We start from the raw sequence: 18162 nt of genomic DNA on the forward strand, positions 1-18162 counted from the left end.
CCTGAAATTTATTAAAGCATGTTCATTTCTATTTTTTGACCGGATAAGTTCCAACATATTGAACCAATACCTAAACCGACCATGCCATTAAATTAGCTATTTAATTTATTATTCAATTTTGATCCTATCGGCCATCAGCAAACTATCAATGAACTGTTTGACCGATCTAAGACTAGGTTGTTCAATTAAGCCTTTCAAGGATATCAAGGCATTTTTCCATTATCTCAAGATATTCCCTGATCCTGCGAGGATCATTCTCGGAATGAACCAGACTTGCAATGGATTCTAACTTCATTTTCAGCATATCGGCAACAGAACCCGTAACTTCCACGTGTTTGACCGGGGATGCAGGCACAGACCCCTGCCTTACATCAGGAGAAGTAAAAGAGATTGGCACTTGATCTGCCGGAAGTTGCCCTGCAGGTTCTGAAAATGTTGTGGCTTCCTGAACCGGAATATTCTGTGGAACTGTGGGGACTTCTGGCCTCATCATTTGTTCCTGTGAAGCCATATTTGTGCCAACGCCTTCACCCTGACAAATAGGACAAAGTACATCGCCGTGATACCTGAACATAGGGGCTCCACATGTTGTGCAGTGCTGTGCAAGCATTGTGCCACCAAGTTCCAATAATCTTGAGATCTGTTTTATTTTATCATCACTATCGCTCATTTATTCACCTTTTCACTTACTCCATGAATGAAAGTCTTTTTATAGGATATAATTGTTAGGGATACTACAGCATTGATTCTTATTTTATATCATTAAACCATTTTAAGGTGATCCAAATGTTAGGAGCCAGCCAACCTGAAGACGTCATAAAGCAATGTACGCAAGTGTTAGAACACATCGCAAACGATAATTCAGTTCCAAGGAACATCAGACGTTCAGCAAATGACATCCTTGCAACATTGAATAACGAAGCAGAGCCACTATTCCTTAGAACATCATCCAGTATTTCAATACTGGAAGACATCAGCAACGATCCAAATATCCCGTTGCACACAAGAACCCTTATCTGGAATGTTGCAAGCCAGCTTGAAACAATTCCTGTAGACGATTAATATCAAAACGACCCACGACAAGTGGGAAGAGATCCGGTCTGATGATTCAGACCAAACTTATCCTTTTATTTTATGCATCTTGTAGCTTACATGCTTTTCCCGAACGTAAGTATAATAGCCATTGATAACTTTTTATGCATGAAATTACGATTAATACATGCGATAATTACTATAAATTAAAAGAGATTTTATCATGAAATTCGATCCTGAAGCCATAAGAAAAGCAACCAAAGAAGACTTTGATGCTACATGGAAAAATGGGAAGGACCTTGTTCACAGATCAGGGCTGAACCAGCAGTACCCACACACATCATTCAATTTTGGAAAAGCACATCCGGTCTACGATACAATATCAAAGCTCAGAGAAGCCTACATGCGTATGGGCTTTGACGAGATGATGAATCCGCTCATTGTGGATGAACGTGAAGTTCACAAGCAGTTTGGTCACGAAGCACTGGCAGTCCTTGACCGCTGTTTCTACCTGGCAGGATTACCAAGACCAAACGTTGGCATCTCCGACCAGAGGATCGCAACAATAAAAGAGATGCTTGGAGGTATTGATGATGACGGGATCGAGATCATCCGAAAAGTTCTCCATTCATACAAGAAGGGAGAAGTTGAAGGAGATGACCTTGTCCCCGAAATCGCACACAAACTCGATGTTTCTGACGCCCTTGTTGTCGAAATGATCGACCAGGTATTCCCGGAATTCAAGGAACTTACCCCTCAGGCCACCAGGAAAACACTTAGAAGCCACATGACATCCGGATGGTTCCTTTCCCTTGCAGGGATACTGGAACGTGCAAGACCACCATTCCACTTCTTCTCGATCGACCGTGCTTTCAGGAGAGAACAGCAGGAAGATGCATCACGTCTCATGACCTACTACACTGCTTCATGTGTGATCATGGACGAAGATGTCACAATAGACCATGGAAAAGCAGTTGCACAGGGACTTCTTTCCCAGTTCGGTTTCGAAAAGTTCCTTTTCAGACCTGATGAGAAGAGGAGCAAATATTATGTCCCGGACACACAGATCGAAGTATTTGCATATCATCCAAAACTTGTGGGCTCAAATACAAAATACTCCGATGGCTGGATAGAGATCGCAACCTTTGGAATTTACTCACCAATCGCCCTTTCAGAATACGATATACCATACCCGGTCATGAATCTCGGACTTGGCGTTGAAAGGCTCGCCATGATCCTTCACGACTCCACCGACCTGCGTGCAATGACATATCCACAGATCCCACAGTACTCCGAATGGACATTGAAAGACGGAGAACTGGCAACGATGATATTTGTGGACAAGTTGCCCGAAACCACCGAAGGTCAGGAGATCATGGACAGCATCGTTGAGCAATGTGAGCTACATTCATCAGAACCAAGCCCATGCGAATTTGCTGCCTGGGAAGGATCGATTAACGGAAAGAAGGTTAAAGTATCCGTAGTGGAACCTGAAGAGGATACAAAGCTCTGTGGACCAGCAACATTCAACGAAGTGCTTGTCTATGAGAATGATGTTCTGGGACTTCCAAACAACAAGAAGTGGAAGAAGGCTTACGAGAACCACTCAGCAAGGACAGGCGTAAGGTTCCTTGATGCTTTTGCAGCACAAGCAGCCAGGGAGATCGAAGAAGCAGTTGAAAGCGGAGAGAATACAGTGGAAACCCGTGTAAGGATCGTTAAGGTACCATCCGAGATCAACATAAAGCTCGACCCACTTGCCCAGAGATATATAACAGGCAAGAACAAGAAAATTGATATCCGCGGTCCCGTCTTTACAACAATCAGAGCAGAGATCGAATAAAAAACAATTTGAGGGAAGAAATATGTTCACAGAGATCGCAAAGCTCATGGACAAAGGTGAGCCAGTCTGCATAACCTTTGAAAAAGGAGATATAGGCGAGGAATACGACTTCCTGTACTGTGAACTTATTACAAAAGCACGCGAAGGAGAGGCATTTCTTGCCTCCTCCCAGCGATGCCCCCCCGGAAAATATGTCCTGGGAGTTTCTGAAGACAAGCCGGATGGCTATTACCTTAAGTCCGGTCGTTATATTGACAAAGAGACCGCTGCCAATGCAGCCTCAAATCTTCCAAGAGTCAGCAGGGAATATGACCACATGAAGATCGAACCATTGTCAAAGAACGATAGTCATTTTGATGTAATGATACTCTACCTGATGCCAGAGAAAGCTATGAGAATAGTTCAGGCTATGGCATATAACGATGGAGAGCGTTTATGCATCGACACCTTCGGTGCAGCTTCCATATGCGGAGATTGTACGGCACTTGCGTATGAAAAAGGGATAGGATTATCCTACGGTTGCAAGGGTTCACGCAAGCACAGTGATTATAGCGATAACGAGATACCTATCGGCCTACGCTTTGACAAAGCAGAAAAAATAGAGAAGGGATTGAAGAATATCCCTGAAACCAGAAATTGACCTAAACTTATGTGCTTGTGCTTCAAACCAGCTTTCTTTTGTAATTTATCCACATTTAACGTGCTTCGTAGAAGCACATATCCTCAGCCAATACACGAGTCTCTTTTCCGACATCATTGGAAAGCACCTTGCTTATGCGAGCAATGCTTTTGGTCTGGAGCTGAAGGCGGATCATCATGGTCTCATGCTCCTCAAAGAACATGTCATTGCTGGCAATTGTCCTGTGGGTTGACAACTGGTGCTTTACCACTTTTGCAATTATGCCGGTGGTCCCATGCATCAGGTCCTGTATGGAAGTATGAGTAAGAAATACATTATCACCTGTATTCACATTTAAGGCTGTGAAAAAATTCTGAGGCGTACGTATCTCGATCGTGCGCAACTGATGGTTCTTCAGTTCAGAGATGACTAAATCCGATATACCCGTAAGTGCGACGTATTCCATTTTGATCACCCGTACATTGGGAACTCTTTTCTTGGCGTTGTTGACTGTTCAGTTGTACGAACATCCTCAGCAAGCTTCTGCATTTCAACTTCGATCTTTTCAGCCTGTTCAATAAGATCCTCCGTATCTATCGAAAATCCATACAGGGAATTCAGGACATCTACGACCACTGCCGCTGCTCTTGGGTCCGGGTTCTGAGTCTTGGTTGCCCCAAGAAGGCTTATGGCCGGCAGACCATGCATGAAACATTCTGCCATTACACTACCGGAAATACCTGAGATCGTACCCATCTGGAAGATCTCTACCTTTTCTTTGATCTTTTCCAGCATTTCCTCATTGGTCGCTGCACCAAAGACCTTGTTATCCTCTCCCATAGTAGCAATACCTGCGATAGAGATAACCTCTTTTACACCGACAGATTTGGCCCATCCGACAAGAGCCTTGCTAACATCATAGGAAACAGAAGGATTGATAGGGATATCAGATACCACCATCACAAGGTTATGTTCCTCACTCTCATATATTCTGACCGGCATGTTGACAAGACCCTCGTACAGAACAGCTATAGGAGGGAAATACCTGGATTCAATGGAACCGATATATTCCATGTCCAGTTCTTCAATAATTTGCTGGCTGGCAATATTACCCACAAGACCTATTCCCGGAAAACCTTCGATCAATATTGGCTCTTTTGATCTTACGGGCTTTGTTATGATCTCTACATCGATCGCATCATAATCATCTGTTTCTGACAAAAAAATCACCCTCTATAAAATGTAACCCCATCACTATTCAGTTCGTATACTTTACACTTATTATATAATTGGAGATTCTCATAGATAAGAACATCGTTATCAGACCGCAGAACGATATACATAAAACCGATGATAACAAAATGCATTCAAATAATGGAGAAATGATCATGGAAAGGTCTATACAATATTTCGATAATGTCGGCAAACAGAACACTGACAATGTTGTGAAGGTAGCTGCCAAAAGAGCAGAAGAACTGGGGATAAAAAATATTGTCCTTTCGAGTACAGAAGGTTATACGGCCCTGAAGATGGCAGAAGAGGTTAAGGGCAAAGACATAAAGATAATTGCTATAACCCATCAGTACGGACTCCGCGAGGATGGAAACTGGGAAATGGACGAAGATAACCTGAAGAAACTGCAGGAAATGGGCGTTCTGGTCACCACACAATCACACATGTTCTCAGGAGTGGAACGTGCTATCTCAAAGAGGCTGGGAGGTGCAAGCCGTGCAGATGTCATCTCTGACACACTTCGTGCAGTCTTCGGAAAAGGTTTCAAGGTCGCCCTGGAAGTCGTGATGATGGCAGCAGATTCAGGCCACATTCCTGTCTCAAAGGATACCGAAGTAATAGCTATCGGAGGAACACGCCAGGGCGCCGATGTGGCTCTTGTGGTAAGACCTGCACATTCACAGAACTTCTTTGACATACAGGTTCGCGAGATCCTTGCAATGCCACGTGCAAAAGAAGAACCAAAATAAAACAAAATAAGTTCAAATCAAATTAAAAGACTTATTTTTACACCAGGCATCATTAAAGATGCCAGCTTTTTTTATTGAATATTCTGTTCAGACCATATCGCCACTCATTTCTTCGTCTTCATCATTGTCGAGAGCATTGTCGCTTCCTGAAGCAGAACTGGAAGACTCTGATGCCTCTTTTTTAAAACTTGAAGCTGCTTTGAGATTCATTGCTGTAACAGCTACAATGAGAACGAAAGCAAGAATCGCAATGCCAATTACAGTTAAAGTGTCCATGAAATTAAAAAAAGAATAAGTGTCGAAAAGACACTTACTGTGGCTTTTCGTACAATGCGGTCTTTGTCATCTGGACTCCTTTCTTAGAGTGTGGCTTCCTGAAGACAGAGTCGTTTGCTTTCTCGATCTCACGTGCATCGATTGCAAGCTGTGCTGCTGCGCGCATCATTTCATGACCGGTAGCAGTTGTGAGTGTGACCTGTTCGATCTCCTTCATCATGAAGCATGCAGGGAAGTTGATCTGTGCGACCTTGTCAGCCATGTGGAGTGCTGCAAGTGCCTTTGCCTTTGCGTATGGGTTGTTGAAACCTGCGCGCTCAATGCACTTCTCTGGCTTTGCGAGAATGTGTGGAAGCTCAAGGTCCTTGCCGGACTTGCCTTCGTCGACCTGTGCAGCGACTGCATCAAGTTCTTCCTGGATCATCCTGACAACACCACAGGTTGAGAGGACCTTCATTGCATCGGAGTTAAAGGATGCCATCTCTACAGCATCAAGGAACTCTGTCTTTGCGCCGATAAGTGGGTCTACGGTCATAACGATGTAACCGAAGCCTGCATCTTCGAGTGCCTGTCTGTCATCTTTCTTGGTTGGACCATCGGAGATAACGATGCATGGAACATCTTTGTAAAGCTCACGTGCAGCGGTTGGGCCTGGTGCACTGGAGTTAGGGCTGATCATTACATAGAAATCAGCACCCCATTCCTTGAATGCTTCTGTCTCTGCAGCTTCTGCTTTGCCCATCTTAGGACCAGTTCCGAAAACACGTACACTGATACCTTCTCTTGCTGCGATCTCGTCCTGAACAAGGTCAATGACCTGACTCATACCAAGATTTCCTAATTTAATAAATCCTATTTTTGCCATAGTAGATCACATTACTGCAAGTACGGATTAGGATATAATATTTTTGATTATTTCTACAATAACAGAAGCTGAAAATGCACCGACCTCACAAAAATGAAACGAAGCTTTCGAAAGCACATCAAATAATAATTCGCTGGTTTTTAAAATAAATAGAAAAGAAAAAATATACAGCAACTCTTTTATCCCTTATACCATCTCATATAGTGTATATTATGTTAGTATTTGGATTAACGATCTGTCTCAGAAGGCATATCCTACCCGAAAAGCTTAAAAGTAATGTGGGGAATTGTAGTTCAATCTCAGTACATCCCATTATTACAGATCCGTAATCAGGATCTTAAAGTTTCAGGTATGGTCAAGTGAATTCCAGCAATAATATTTCTCAGAAAAGATATTCTAAACTGATCGTTTTTGATATGGATAGTACGCTCATTGATGCAGAAAGTATCGATGAACTTGCACGTGCTGCAGGCGTTGTGGACAAGGTTTCTGTTGTTACCGAAAAAGCAATGAATGGCGATATTGACTATCATCAGGCTTTAAAGGATAGAGTCAAACTTCTAAAAGGATTGAAGCTGGAAACTGCACAGGAAGCAATGAGAGCTATGCAACTCATGCCCGGTGCAGAAGAACTTGTTAAACATGTAAAGTCCCTGGGATTCAAAACAGCAATGCTGTCAGGCGGCTTCACTCTATCAACTGACAGAGTTGGTAAACTCCTTGGAATTGATTACGTATACTCTAATATACTTGCTGTAAAAGACGGACATCTTACAGGCGAGGTCAGCGGTCCAATGACAGATAATTGCTCCAAAGAAGTGGTCTTTGAAAAGATCGCAAAGGAGATGGGTTTTGAGACCACTGATTGCATCGTTGTTGGTGATGGTGCCAACGATATTTGCCTCTTTAAACGAGCAGGATGTGCAATTGCATTTAATCCAAAACCGATTCTGCGCCAATATGCAGATGAGGTTGTTACCCAAAAAGACCTCAGGGCAATAATTCCGATCATCGATTCACTCGATCTGGATTAAAGCCCTACGTATCGTGCATTAGAAATGCATGAAATGCCAGCTTTTTTGCTGGAGCGGGAGGATATATAGAACATGTTGAAAGAATTGAACACCAAAAGGCAGGATCTTAAAACTGCATCTGAAGAAGCTAAAGAAAAGAGAAATGGATTGAACGCTGAAGCAAGCACCCTTGCTGCAAAGCGTAATGATCTCAACAAGCGCACAAAAGAACTCATCAACGAAGCACAGGAATACAAGAAGCTCCGTGATGAGAACAATGAGCAGGTTAAAGAGAACAAAGCAAAGCGTGACGAGATCAATGCCAAAGCAAACGAAGTATTTGCAAAGGTCGATGCATTACGTACCGCAAACAATCTTACCGGTCCATCCATCAAAGATATCAGAAAAGATATCGACCGTCTTGAATTCACACAGCAGACAGAAGTGCTGACCCCAGGCAAGGAAAAAGAACTGGTCAACAAGATCACAGAGCTTCAGAAACTCTATGTCGTTAAGCAGGAGCAGCTCGAGAGCAACACAGAGCTTAAGACCCTGTTAACAGAAGCACAGGAGATTCGCGACGAAGCATCAGAATTCCACAATGTCCTTTCAGAATACGCACAGAAAGCACAGGAATATCATGACAAGATGATCTCCACCTTCAAGGAAGCCGACAAGATGCGTGCAGAATCTGATGCTGCTCACAAACAGTTCGTCGAGTTTCAGGAGAAGGCTGATGAACAACACAAGTTATTCATTGCAGCACAGAAAGAGATCAGGGACATCGATAAAGAAGTTCGCAAGATCAGGAAAGGCGAAGACACTGGCAAGAAGGTCGCATCTATGGAAGATGTTAGGAAAGATGCAGAAGACATCTTTGACAAGTTCAAGTCAGGTCAGAAGCTCACCACAGAGAACCTTATGACCTTGCAGAAGTCCGGTCTGCTTTAATCGGAAATTTGACAACATCGAGGGTGTTAATTCACCCTCAATTTATTCTAATATTCATTGGATCTACCAGATCCATCCTTTTTGAGTACTGTTTTTTAGTAATTGATAAATTGATAGTGATCACTATCTCTTTCAGATAATAAATCGAAAAATTGATCTACTGTCCCATATCAGAAGCGGAAATTATTTTTGAGATGGCTGAATGAACATGAATGTGGTTGTTGATAATTAAAATGAATATATGGATTTTAAAAAGGTGAAAAGATGTCGGTTGAGATCGAATTTAGAGAATATAAAGAAGATGTAATGAAACTTTTGGACTATTTTGAATGTCCAGAGGGATGTGAGAAATGCAAAAATGTGAGGGAGAAGAAAGGTGTCACAACGGATATTTTTCCATTCTGGATTCAGAACAAAGAGTATTCTGATAAAATAGCAATTGCCCCTTGTGACAAGGGTGTGGAAATTGCGAAGGCTCTTGCAGAGCAGAAGAAATCATTGTTTGCTTATATTGTTGATGTTGGACAAATGGATGAGCAAGAGGCCGTGGGATTGTATGCATCTTTCCTTGGCAATATTGAATTGTTGGAAGAACAAAGTAAGACATTTACTGGAAAAGAAGAGAGCTTTGGGAATTTGATAGTTGATACAAAAGATGCCTATATTCTTTTGTCATATCTGAGTTATGATGAGGACAATCAAGAAGAATCCAGAAGATATTTTGAAAAGGCTTTAGGTATGAACTAAGCCTAACTTTTTTTGGATTTTTGTTTAGTAATTATTTTATAATTAGATTTATTACAGATCGAACAATTCAAAGCAATAAGTCAAAAAAGAAATGACATGTCACCACTATTTCTAACTTAAAATTATAAATTTATAAAATTATATGCATTAGATCGATTCAGTCAAACTTATGTAATTTCCTGAAATCAGAATTCCTCATGAGGCAGGTCCCACCATTATAGGTTGAGTCCTTACGGATCTTGCGCCAGACATCAGAAAGCTTGTCCTCATGAATATTTCCAAAAGATAGAGGAAGGCATGAGCAGGGGAATATATCACCTTCCGGAGTTATGTGAAGCCACTTCCTACCTGCAAAACATCCCATCTTCTTTAGCACATGAGGGATTGCGAATACCTTAGGACCATCCATGGATTCAGTACGTTTCACGAAATCATCGAACTTCTTGTGATCATCTGCAGTCATCATCTCATCAAGGCGGTTCATCCAGCGTCCCGTAGGGACTATCTCGAAGAAAGATATCTCATGGACACCGAGATCTGTTGCTATTTTGTAGAAATCATCCAGTTCATCTATGTTCCCTGGAGATATGACCACATAGATATTTACGAGCAGACCAGCATCAAGCGAATTTTTAACAGCACCGATGGCATCCTTGAACACACCTACTCGCCCTCGCATGGTGTCATGCCCTTTTTCGGTCGAACTGTCAAGACTTATGCTCAACATATCAAGCCCTGCGTCCTTAAGAGAAATTGCACGCTCTTTTGTCAACCCCACACCCGAAGTGAACATTCCGGCAGTAGCAAGGTCACCATCAACATAACTGATAAGCTCTTCAAGACCTTCATAGACAAGCGGTTCGCCACCATCAAAGACAATGAAGGTAGAGCCCATATCGAGAACCTGATCAATTGTACTTTTAACGTCCTCAGCAGTCAACGACGCCCTGTTCTTAGTATCAGGAAGTGCACAGTGTATACAATTATTAGGACAATCCTCAGTTATGGAAATTGTTACCTGCTCAGGAACCATCTTACCACGTATGTAACCCATCTGGCTCGATACAAGGCGATCAAAAGCTTTGCTGGGTATTGGTGGCATCCACGTAGAGAAAATAAGCTCATCTTCTTTTACCAATGCAGGCCTTTGTCCTTCAAAAAGATCCAGCATCTCAGAAGTCAATGGTTTGATAGCACGTGATGCAACTCCCGATGTGTGCATCCTGACGACCCCATCTTCGACCGTGGCATAGACCTTATAGAAGGGATTTTTATAAAAATAATATCTCTTGTCAGTCACCATGAGATCACTTGTTCCTCAATAAGGCCCTGTAAGCCAGAAGTGACTTTGGATTCTTTTTTAGCATAAACAGACCAAGCTGCATTGACCTGTGGAAAGAAGTACCTGAAAGGAAAGAGAAATCCACGCCTTCGAAAGTCCTCATAAGATCGTCGATCTCAGGATCCGTCATTTTGCGCAGTGTTTCCAGACCTATACGACCAAGCACATACTCTGCCCTGTATTCGGAATTCCACCTCTTACGATACTCAGAAAGGAACTTTGCCGAAATGTTGCCTTTTGCAATAGCGTCTGCAGCTACGTCACCACACATCTGCCCGGCATGCATGCTATACCCTATACCAGACTGTCCTGCAGCACCACCAACCAGCATCACACCATCGGCTAACATCTGTTTAGGTATAGTGATTATAGGGTCTCCACCCACAGACCTTTCAAGAACTTCAAGGTCATCGAGACCTTTTATCTGCTTGAATTTGTCGACCCATCTTTCAAAGAATGGAGATACATCTTTCCCATGCCCCCTCACATAGACCCCAAGGGTAGCAAGATTCCCTCCGCATGGAGAATAAGTGGATTTCCAGCCAGGGCAATGATTCCCAACATAATATTCAAACATGTCAGGTTCACCAATTCCTTCTGCTTCTACAAATGCTTCCATTGCCCATGCAATGTCATTTGGATGTTTCATTGGTTTAAGTCCGAGTAAACCGGCGATCTTTGAATTGATACCATCGGATACGATAACCAGAGAACAGGTTAGCACACCATCCGAAGTACTAAGGTTCATAACACCCTTGCTTCTGAAGACACTGCTGACCTCAACACCCATATGAACCTCTGCTCCGGCATCCATGGTCTGCTTTGCATAATATTCATCGAACTTTAATCGGTCAAGGAAATATGCAGGACTTTCAATAGCTACCCTGCCACCGGAAGGAGCGATAAGGTAAGCCCCCCTCATGTTCTTTATCACATAACTCTGATCAACGGGTTCTTGCGACCTGTCGAACATACCCTTGAAAAAAGTATTAGCAGGATGTGTAGGATAACCTATTATCTCTTTTTTATCTACAACGAGTACCTTTGCTCCTTTTCGGGAAGCATTTCTTGCTGCCATCAGACCCGCCGGCGAGGCACCTATTACAATTATATCTGCATCCATTTAAGAACCTCTGATCACCACAGGATACCTGCATAAGATGTTAAAACTATAGAGAGCACTACATCGGCTATAAGGGAACCAAACATGAAACCCCTGTATCTTGAACCCTGCAGGAATAGCCTTCCACCACGCTCAGGGAGAGGATGTTTTACAAAATCAAATGCCTGCATTATCATCCAGATACCGGAAAGGATCGCCCCGACAAAGAAGATCGGACCAAGATGTGCCGTTATACCAATGGCAAACGATGAAAGAATGCCCACAGACCAGCATACGAAGACGAACTTTGATGTCGCAGGAACTCCAAATGTCACAGGGAATGTTGGTGCACCCTTTGCACGATCGCCTTCTACATCCCTGGAGACCCCGGAGAGGGTAAAACCCCAGTCAGCCACACACATCATTATGAAAAAGAATATACCAGGCAATGGCAGGATAACACCATCACTACCCCGAAGTATCCCGGCAGGGTCGAACGCAAGCCAGATACCCACAGGAACAAGACCGTATGCAATACCAACTGGTACAAAACTCAGGAATGTTAGCCTTTTTGCCAGCTTGGAATAGATACTGATAGTAAGAACTGCAACAACCAGAACCATAAATGATTCCGGGTTTAAGTAGAATGCTGCAACGGAGGCGATCACGAATAGAATAAATGCATATGTAAGACCCTGTTTTTGAGAAACCTTCTCTGAAGCAAGTGGCCTGTCAGGAAGATTTATTTGATCAATATCCACATCACAGCAATCGTTGTACACATAGGAACTTGTGATAGCTGCATATCCACCGATAACAGCAATTATGAAAGGAATGAGCGGAGGAAGGGCGGAAGTTGCCAGATAGGACGCAAGTAGAGCACTTGCTGCCGGAAGGGCAAAATCCATATCCGCTATTTCCGGCCTTAGTAGTTCTAAATAAGGGTTGCGTGTTTTTGATCCTGTTGTTGATACCAAATAAATCACCATTGAATGATATCTTCAAATTTTATGGTTATAAAAAGTGATAGATAATTCTAAAATCACTCTTTAATGTCTGCGACCTGTCCCAGCTTTTCGAACAGAGGATGTTCAAGTCCTTCCTCTTTAATGAATGTAAACTTTGCACCCGGATTTAGCTCGATAAGAGCAATCGTGTTCTCAAGGGCCTTTCCAAGTGATTCTACATCAGGGGTGCTGATAACTTCCGCATTGAAAGGATATACTTCAGCAAGCTCAGCAGGGAATGCACCAAATGGAGCCTTGAAGATCAGATCATTGTCATAGCCTTTGATGTCTTTCTTTGAAGCCGACCTGATCACAGCAGAACCCTTTATAGTAAAACGCTCAAGCTTATTGGAAAAGCGCAGCACTTCAGGCCTCTGTGCAGATTCCGGACCACAATAGAAAAATGTGGACTTTGATGCCGGGTCATATTTCTCGATCCAGTCAGTGTAGGAATACATCTTTTTTAGTGCTTCCAGCATTCTAGGATGGGTGCGACATCTTTGTTCCACAAGTTCCAGGAGATTACCTTCCTTAATGGATTGCTTGACAAGACGCATTTCCTCAAATGTAACATAAAGATTATGTCTTGCGAGAAGCTCACTGCAATTATCAGCTTTCCTGACCTCTTCTGCTGTATGGGATATACATACAGGACAAGAGCATGGGAGATAGCTCAGGTTATCAATATGGTATGTACCGTTAGAAGTGATATAGCGCCTGTCTTTAGCATACAATGCATAAGCAGCGGAATCAAAAAGATCACAACCGAGTGCCACAGCAAGTGCGAACATCATAGGGTGCCCGGCACCAAACAGGTGTACAGGAACTGTTGGGTCAAGTCCTTTCTTTGCCGATACGATAACATCTACAAGATCAGCATATCTGTAATTCTCCATCAATGGAACTACTGCACCCAGAGGATACACATCGAACTTGTGATCACGAAGATCCTCTGCACACTTCTGGCGAAGGTCAGGATAGGTTGAACCCTGCACAGGTCCTGCTAAAAGCATCTCGTCATTGACCATTCCGCGTGCTTCTATTAAACGCTCAAGAGTTGTCTTAAGTTCAGATTCCGCCCTACTACGTGGAACATCCGGTGGTGTAGGAATATCCAGAGGGACACCTATGTCAGAACCGATCGTTTTCTGGAACTCGATGATCTGCTCGTTAGTTACATCGATATCACCGTAGACAGAAAGCTGGAATGAACCGGAATCGGTCATTATAGGTCCATCATAATCAAGAAGAGAATGAAGCCCGTCTTTTAGCGCTTTTTCGCGCAGATTGTCCTTGCGTGATATGATATATGAATTGGTAATTAGCATCTGGGCACCGAAATCTTTCATCTCGGAAGGTTTGATGACCTGAAGGTTCGGATTGATCACAGGCATGACAGTAGGGGTTTCCACAACACCATGCGGTGTTTTCAGTTTCCCGATACGTCCTGCAGCATCTTTATGGGTTATCTCGAATATCGATGACATTTGAGCATTAGATATTGGCTGATATTATATATTTGTATTTCATGGACGACTCATGAAATACAAATTCATATCAGTTAAAAATCCAGATCAGTATAATTAATTTGCCAGAATTTCCGACACTTTTTCAAGTGTATCGGACAATTCAGGTCCTTTTACCCTCAGATCCTTATTCTTAGTTATACCAAGATCCGTCACCAGAATATGACGGTCCACTTCAAGACCTGAAAGCTCAAGAGCCTTCTTTGTACAGTTGAGAGGACATCCATCGATCGCTATAATGCGATCACAGCCTTCTGCCGACCTGAGAAGACCGGTCACCTGACCTCCGATACCAACAGCACACATCATCTTACCAACTCCCTTTTCAGTAAGTTCAATTGCAAGCTGATTGGAAAGTTGCCCTACATTAGAAGCACCTGAACATGAGAACAATGCTACATTAGTAGAGTCACAGGCACATTTGATTTCTTCTGCCATGAGATAATTCCCCCATCACTGGGTTAACCATTCCCTTACCTTATCTTCGGAAGGGATCTTGCCTGCGAACTTGACATCACCATCAACAACTAGTCCGGGAGTAACCATAACTCCATAGTCAAGTATCTTATTGATATCTTCAACCTTGATGATCTCAGCATCAATGCCTGCTTCATTTACTACTTTTTCCACGATCTCTTTTACTTTGTTGCATTTAGCGCAACCTGAACCAAGTACTTCTATTTTCATCTTTGAACCTCTCAATGTTTTTGATTTATGAAACTATTTTAAATTTTTGTTTAAAATTTGATATTTATACCAGAGGACTGTTCAATAACCTCTTCTTAATATCTCTATGAGTTCTTCTGGGTGAGGCATCTTCTTTTGTATACTCTTGCATACAGCTTCCAGATCATATTCGCATTTTATGAGCTCTACAGAATGGTTTTCAGTGTCGAAAACAGCGCAACTCGCATGTACATCCCCATTCCTTGGCTGGCCAACCGAACCGGGATTTATTATTGTCACATCACCCACCTGCCTGACAAAAGGTATATGGGAGTGACCAATGACTATAAAGTCTGCCTCCACACCTTCGATCATGTCAAGCACCTCTTCTTCAGGAGTATCAGGCTTAATATATTCATACATCGACCTCGGGCTTCCATGAGTAAAGAGCATATTCTTTCCATCGAGAGTCCTTTCAATGTGCATCGGCAATTTCATCAGAAATCCCATATGCATGTCATCGAGCTGTCCCCACGTATATTCCCTGGTGGCTGTTGACAGATGCTTGTACTTGTAGCCGCATCCACAATCCACCTTTGAAGCCACTGCATTGTCATGATTGCCTTTGATCACTGGAATATCCGGATCCATCAGGGATTCAATGCAACCAACCGGATCAGGACCATAGTCCACAAGATCACCAAGGCAGACAACTTCATCATGCGGTACGGAAAGTACTGCGTCAAGAGCATCCTTATTTCCATGGATATCCGATATTATCAAGAGTTTCATATTTCAGCTCCATTATTTGAACATCGTTTTTGTCCTCAGGCATATACTTACAAGTCCGAGCATCACAGGAACTTCTATGAGAACTCCCACGACGGTTGCAAGTGCTGCACCCGAATTGATTCCAAAAAGCATTGCTGCGACTGCAATTGCAACTTCAAAATGATTAGAGGCACCAATTAGTGCAGTTGGTGCTGCATCTTCATAAGTTATCCCGATCACTTTAGCAACTCCATATCCAAGGAAGAATATAAAGAACACCTGAACCAGAAGGGGAACTGCGATCATTGCTATCACAAGTGGCATATCAAGTATCACACCTCCCTGAAGTGAGAACAACACGACCAATGTGACCAATAGTGCAGTAATAGCAATGTTATGCATTACAGGTGAGAAACTATTCTCGAACCAGTCCTTTCCTTTGCTTGCAAGCAGATAATTTCTTGAAAAATATCCGGCAAATAGAGGCACACCTACATACATACCCACGGAAAACAAAATTGTTTCCCAGGGAACCACGATATCGCTTATACCAAGCAGAAGTCTTGCAAGGGGAGCATATAGGAAGAGCATGGCAAGGGAATTAATTGCAACCATTACCAATGTATGACCCTGATTGCCTTTTGCAAGATAACCCCACACAAGCACCATTGCAGTACATGGAGCAACTCCGAGCAATATCATTCCTGCTATATACTGGGATATCTGAAGCTCAGTAAGATAAGGAGCAAATATATTTGCCATGAACAGCCATGCAAAGAAGAGCATGGTAAAGGGCTTTATAGCCCAGTTGATGATAAATGTAGTTAATACAGGCTTAGGCGTCTTCCCTGCTTTTACTACCTGTTTGAAATCGATCTGGACCATGATCGGGTAGATCATGAAGAAAAGACAGATCGCAATTGGAATTGAAACTTCATATACCTGCATCGAATCAAGTGTTCCGGCGATCTGTGGAAAGATCTTACCAAGAGTAATACCAATGACTATGCATGCAAAGATCCATACAGTCAAGTATTTTTCGAAAAATCCCAGTTTTTTTTCATCAGCCATTATAACCCCCCATTAATATCAAATTTTGAATAATAGTAATATGATCATCCAATAACGTAACCAAATCCAAGTCCTGCAAGTGTAGCAATTATAACTACAAGTGTTATGTATGAAGCACCTCTTTTTGCACCCATTATCCTGCTGATTACTATCATGTTCGGAAGACTGAGTGCTGGTCCTGCCAGAAGCATAGATAGTGCCGGACCTTTACCCATGCCAAGAAGTGTAAGGGCACTGATAATTGGGACTTCAGTTAGTGTCGAGAAGTACATCAGGGCTCCAGAGACCGATGCGACCAGGTTTGATGAAACAGATTCGCCGCCAACGAACCGGGCAACATATTCTGAAGGAAGAACTTCCACAATTATCCCTGCAAAGAACACACCGATCAGAAGAAGAGGTGTGATCTGCTTTACGAGGAACCATGTCTCGCCCATCCATGAAGAGAGTTCCTCACGGGTGAACCATTTGAAAGACAGATAGATAGTAACAGCTATGAGGGGAATAAGTATTGCTGCCATCATTGTCCATGTACTGAATATCTCCGGAACAACAAGAATTCCTAGAAGCAGGATGAACAACATTGCACTGTTCTTGTGCTTTTCTTCTCCGAAAGTGGCGATCTTCTTCCTCTCCACATTACCTCTTTCAAACATTGCTGCCATTGTAAGTCCGATAATAATAGATAAAGAAACAGCCACAACAGCCCTTGACACACCAAGATCATAGCCAAGGATCTTGGCAGTATAAACTATTGCAAGTATGTTTATGGCAGGTGCGGAGAAGAGAAATGTCGTTGCGGGTCCGATCCCTGCACCTCTTTTATAGATACCTGCAAATAATGGGAGCACGGTGCAACTGCACACGGCAAGAAGACAGCCTGATGCGGCTGCTACTGAGTATGACACGTATTTTGGTGCATCTGCTCCGAAGAACTTCAATACTGATTCCTTAGAGAACAGTGATGCTATTGCACCCGCAAGAAAGAATGCAGGTATCAGACAGAGGAGCACATGCAGCGCAAGATAGTTCTGAACTGATTGGAACCCAGCATTCATAAGATATAGTAAATAATCAGATGACATGATTTCAAATAATGTTGAAATACTATATAAACATACCTATTTCAATATTAGTTGAATTGCATTGAGAGAGTTCCAGCTTCAACACAATTCTGCTGACATTAAGATGAAGTATACTTAATCAAGAACAAAACTGTAAATTGTGATCATGAATAAAAACATATCAGAACAGCAAACCCAAAGCTAGTGAGTTAAGATCAGTTAAAGAAGAAGGGAAATAGAGTAAGCACAGCAGCGACGCAGATTTCCCGAGGACTCTCGTACCTC

21 protein-coding genes are annotated in these 18162 nt (G+C 42.7%); 7 read left to right on the top strand and 14 right to left on the bottom strand.

Annotated features, from left to right (window positions below):
- Window positions 1–181: 181 nt before the first annotated feature.
- The gene (locus LI82_RS12180) at window positions 182–670 is read right to left on the bottom strand and encodes an Sjogren's syndrome/scleroderma autoantigen 1 family protein (RefSeq protein ID WP_048196358.1); all 489 of its coding nucleotides are present in this window, start codon (window positions 668–670) and stop codon (window positions 182–184) included.
- Window positions 671–786: 116 nt separating this feature from the next.
- Between LI82_RS12180 and LI82_RS12185 the strand changes: the two genes are divergently transcribed.
- From LI82_RS12185 to LI82_RS12195, 3 genes are all read left to right on the top strand, one after another.
- Window positions 787–1062, top strand: coding sequence for a UPF0147 family protein (locus LI82_RS12185; protein ID WP_048196360.1), 276 nt, complete (start codon window positions 787–789; stop codon window positions 1060–1062).
- A gap of 193 nt (window positions 1063–1255) precedes the next feature.
- On the top strand, window positions 1256–2875 hold the full coding sequence (sepS, locus tag LI82_RS12190) for an O-phosphoserine--tRNA ligase (RefSeq protein WP_048196363.1): 1620 nt from the start codon (window positions 1256–1258) through the stop codon (window positions 2873–2875).
- Window positions 2876–2897: 22 nt separating this feature from the next.
- Window positions 2898–3515: a DUF169 domain-containing protein gene (locus LI82_RS12195; RefSeq protein ID WP_048196365.1), complete on the top strand. Its 618-nt coding sequence runs from the start codon at window positions 2898–2900 to the stop codon at window positions 3513–3515.
- Window positions 3516–3570: 55 nt separating this feature from the next.
- Here LI82_RS12195 and LI82_RS12200 read toward each other — a convergent pair whose 3' ends face one another.
- Window positions 3571–3960, bottom strand: coding sequence for a DUF473 domain-containing protein (locus LI82_RS12200; protein WP_048196367.1), 390 nt, complete (start codon window positions 3958–3960; stop codon window positions 3571–3573).
- 5 nt (window positions 3961–3965) lie between these two features.
- Complete coding sequence (locus LI82_RS12205) at window positions 3966–4715, bottom strand: proteasome assembly chaperone family protein (RefSeq protein ID WP_048196369.1); 750 nt, start codon at window positions 4713–4715, stop codon at window positions 3966–3968.
- 167 nt (window positions 4716–4882) lie between these two features.
- Between LI82_RS12205 and LI82_RS12210 the strand changes: the two genes are divergently transcribed.
- Window positions 4883–5476 carry a pyruvate kinase alpha/beta domain-containing protein gene (locus LI82_RS12210; protein WP_048196371.1) on the top strand — a complete coding sequence of 198 codons (594 nt, stop codon included), beginning with the start codon at window positions 4883–4885 and terminating at the stop codon, window positions 5474–5476.
- Between the two features lie 87 nt (window positions 5477–5563).
- Here LI82_RS12210 and LI82_RS12215 read toward each other — a convergent pair whose 3' ends face one another.
- Both LI82_RS12215 and LI82_RS12220 read right to left on the bottom strand, forming a co-directional pair.
- Window positions 5564–5752 carry a hypothetical protein gene (locus LI82_RS12215; protein ID WP_048196372.1) on the bottom strand — a complete coding sequence of 63 codons (189 nt, stop codon included), beginning with the start codon at window positions 5750–5752 and terminating at the stop codon, window positions 5564–5566.
- A gap of 34 nt (window positions 5753–5786) precedes the next feature.
- The gene (locus LI82_RS12220) at window positions 5787–6617 is read right to left on the bottom strand and encodes a F420-dependent methylenetetrahydromethanopterin dehydrogenase (RefSeq protein WP_048196374.1); all 831 of its coding nucleotides are present in this window, start codon (window positions 6615–6617) and stop codon (window positions 5787–5789) included.
- Between the two features lie 359 nt (window positions 6618–6976).
- Between LI82_RS12220 and serB the strand changes: the two genes are divergently transcribed.
- The 3 genes from serB to LI82_RS12235 all read left to right on the top strand — a co-directional run bounded on the left by serB (window position 6977) and on the right by LI82_RS12235 (window position 9328).
- On the top strand, window positions 6977–7651 hold the full coding sequence (serB, locus tag LI82_RS12225) for a phosphoserine phosphatase SerB (RefSeq protein ID WP_081955857.1): 675 nt from the start codon (window positions 6977–6979) through the stop codon (window positions 7649–7651).
- A 72-nt stretch (window positions 7652–7723) separates the two neighbouring features.
- On the top strand, window positions 7724–8581 hold the full coding sequence (locus tag LI82_RS12230; RefSeq protein WP_048196375.1) for a coiled-coil protein: 858 nt from the start codon (window positions 7724–7726) through the stop codon (window positions 8579–8581).
- Window positions 8582–8845: 264 nt separating this feature from the next.
- On the top strand, window positions 8846–9328 hold the full coding sequence (locus tag LI82_RS12235) for a hypothetical protein (RefSeq protein ID WP_048196377.1): 483 nt from the start codon (window positions 8846–8848) through the stop codon (window positions 9326–9328).
- 157 nt (window positions 9329–9485) lie between these two features.
- Here LI82_RS12235 and LI82_RS12240 read toward each other — a convergent pair whose 3' ends face one another.
- The 9 genes from LI82_RS12240 to LI82_RS12280 form a co-directional block, all read right to left on the bottom strand.
- On the bottom strand, window positions 9486–10631 hold the full coding sequence (locus LI82_RS12240; RefSeq protein ID WP_048196378.1) for a radical SAM protein: 1146 nt from the start codon (window positions 10629–10631) through the stop codon (window positions 9486–9488).
- 4 nt (window positions 10632–10635) lie between these two features.
- Window positions 10636–11793 carry an NAD(P)/FAD-dependent oxidoreductase gene (locus LI82_RS12245; protein WP_048196380.1) on the bottom strand — a complete coding sequence of 386 codons (1158 nt, stop codon included), beginning with the start codon at window positions 11791–11793 and terminating at the stop codon, window positions 10636–10638.
- 14 nt (window positions 11794–11807) lie between these two features.
- Window positions 11808–12749: a UbiA prenyltransferase family protein gene (locus LI82_RS12250; protein ID WP_201770323.1), complete on the bottom strand. Its 942-nt coding sequence runs from the start codon at window positions 12747–12749 to the stop codon at window positions 11808–11810.
- 65 nt (window positions 12750–12814) lie between these two features.
- Entirely contained in the window at window positions 12815–14266 is a 1452-nt protein-coding gene (gene tgtA / locus LI82_RS12255) for a tRNA guanosine(15) transglycosylase TgtA (RefSeq protein ID WP_048196383.1), read from the bottom strand.
- A gap of 96 nt (window positions 14267–14362) precedes the next feature.
- Complete coding sequence (locus LI82_RS12260; protein ID WP_048196385.1) at window positions 14363–14743, bottom strand: putative zinc-binding protein; 381 nt, start codon at window positions 14741–14743, stop codon at window positions 14363–14365.
- Window positions 14744–14758: 15 nt separating this feature from the next.
- The gene (locus LI82_RS12265; RefSeq protein WP_048196387.1) at window positions 14759–14992 is read right to left on the bottom strand and encodes a thioredoxin family protein; all 234 of its coding nucleotides are present in this window, start codon (window positions 14990–14992) and stop codon (window positions 14759–14761) included.
- 81 nt (window positions 14993–15073) lie between these two features.
- The gene (locus LI82_RS12270; protein ID WP_048196389.1) at window positions 15074–15763 is read right to left on the bottom strand and encodes a metallophosphoesterase family protein; all 690 of its coding nucleotides are present in this window, start codon (window positions 15761–15763) and stop codon (window positions 15074–15076) included.
- A gap of 12 nt (window positions 15764–15775) precedes the next feature.
- Complete coding sequence (arsB, locus tag LI82_RS12275) at window positions 15776–16813, bottom strand: ACR3 family arsenite efflux transporter (protein WP_048196391.1); 1038 nt, start codon at window positions 16811–16813, stop codon at window positions 15776–15778.
- Between the two features lie 44 nt (window positions 16814–16857).
- Complete coding sequence (locus LI82_RS12280) at window positions 16858–17898, bottom strand: permease (protein ID WP_048196393.1); 1041 nt, start codon at window positions 17896–17898, stop codon at window positions 16858–16860.
- Window positions 17899–18162 lie beyond the last annotated feature (264 nt).

Origin of the sequence: Methanococcoides methylutens (genome assembly GCF_000765475.1) — an archaeon.
GTDB lineage: Archaea > Halobacteriota > Methanosarcinia > Methanosarcinales > Methanosarcinaceae > Methanococcoides > Methanococcoides methylutens.

Bases quoted from the DNA above. Each gene is read 5' to 3' on its own strand.
- LI82_RS12200 (WP_048196367.1), bottom strand. From the start codon at position 3,960: ATGGAATACGTCGCACTTACGGGTATATCGGATTTAGTCATCTCTGAA.
- LI82_RS12235 (WP_048196377.1), top strand. From the start codon at position 8,846: ATGTCGGTTGAGATCGAATTTAGAGAATATAAAGAAGATGTAATGAAA.
- arsB (WP_048196391.1), bottom strand. From the start codon at position 16,813: ATGGCTGATGAAAAAAAACTGGGATTTTTCGAAAAATACTTGACTGTA.
- LI82_RS12240 (WP_048196378.1), bottom strand. From the start codon at position 10,631: ATGGTGACTGACAAGAGATATTATTTTTATAAAAATCCCTTCTATAAG.
- tgtA (WP_048196383.1), bottom strand. From the start codon at position 14,266: ATGTCATCGATATTCGAGATAACCCATAAAGATGCTGCAGGACGTATC.
- LI82_RS12220 (WP_048196374.1), bottom strand. From the start codon at position 6,617: ATGGCAAAAATAGGATTTATTAAATTAGGAAATCTTGGTATGAGTCAG.
- LI82_RS12185 (WP_048196360.1), top strand. From the start codon at position 787: ATGTTAGGAGCCAGCCAACCTGAAGACGTCATAAAGCAATGTACGCAA.
- LI82_RS12180 (WP_048196358.1), bottom strand. From the start codon at position 670: ATGAGCGATAGTGATGATAAAATAAAACAGATCTCAAGATTATTGGAA.
- LI82_RS12195 (WP_048196365.1), top strand. From the start codon at position 2,898: ATGTTCACAGAGATCGCAAAGCTCATGGACAAAGGTGAGCCAGTCTGC.
- LI82_RS12280 (WP_048196393.1), bottom strand. From the start codon at position 17,898: ATGTCATCTGATTATTTACTATATCTTATGAATGCTGGGTTCCAATCA.
- LI82_RS12245 (WP_048196380.1), bottom strand. From the start codon at position 11,793: ATGGATGCAGATATAATTGTAATAGGTGCCTCGCCGGCGGGTCTGATG.
- LI82_RS12230 (WP_048196375.1), top strand. From the start codon at position 7,724: ATGTTGAAAGAATTGAACACCAAAAGGCAGGATCTTAAAACTGCATCT.
- LI82_RS12210 (WP_048196371.1), top strand. From the start codon at position 4,883: ATGGAAAGGTCTATACAATATTTCGATAATGTCGGCAAACAGAACACT.
- LI82_RS12270 (WP_048196389.1), bottom strand. From the start codon at position 15,763: ATGAAACTCTTGATAATATCGGATATCCATGGAAATAAGGATGCTCTT.
- LI82_RS12265 (WP_048196387.1), bottom strand. From the start codon at position 14,992: ATGAAAATAGAAGTACTTGGTTCAGGTTGCGCTAAATGCAACAAAGTA.
- LI82_RS12215 (WP_048196372.1), bottom strand. From the start codon at position 5,752: ATGGACACTTTAACTGTAATTGGCATTGCGATTCTTGCTTTCGTTCTC.
- LI82_RS12260 (WP_048196385.1), bottom strand. From the start codon at position 14,743: ATGGCAGAAGAAATCAAATGTGCCTGTGACTCTACTAATGTAGCATTG.
- sepS (WP_048196363.1), top strand. From the start codon at position 1,256: ATGAAATTCGATCCTGAAGCCATAAGAAAAGCAACCAAAGAAGACTTT.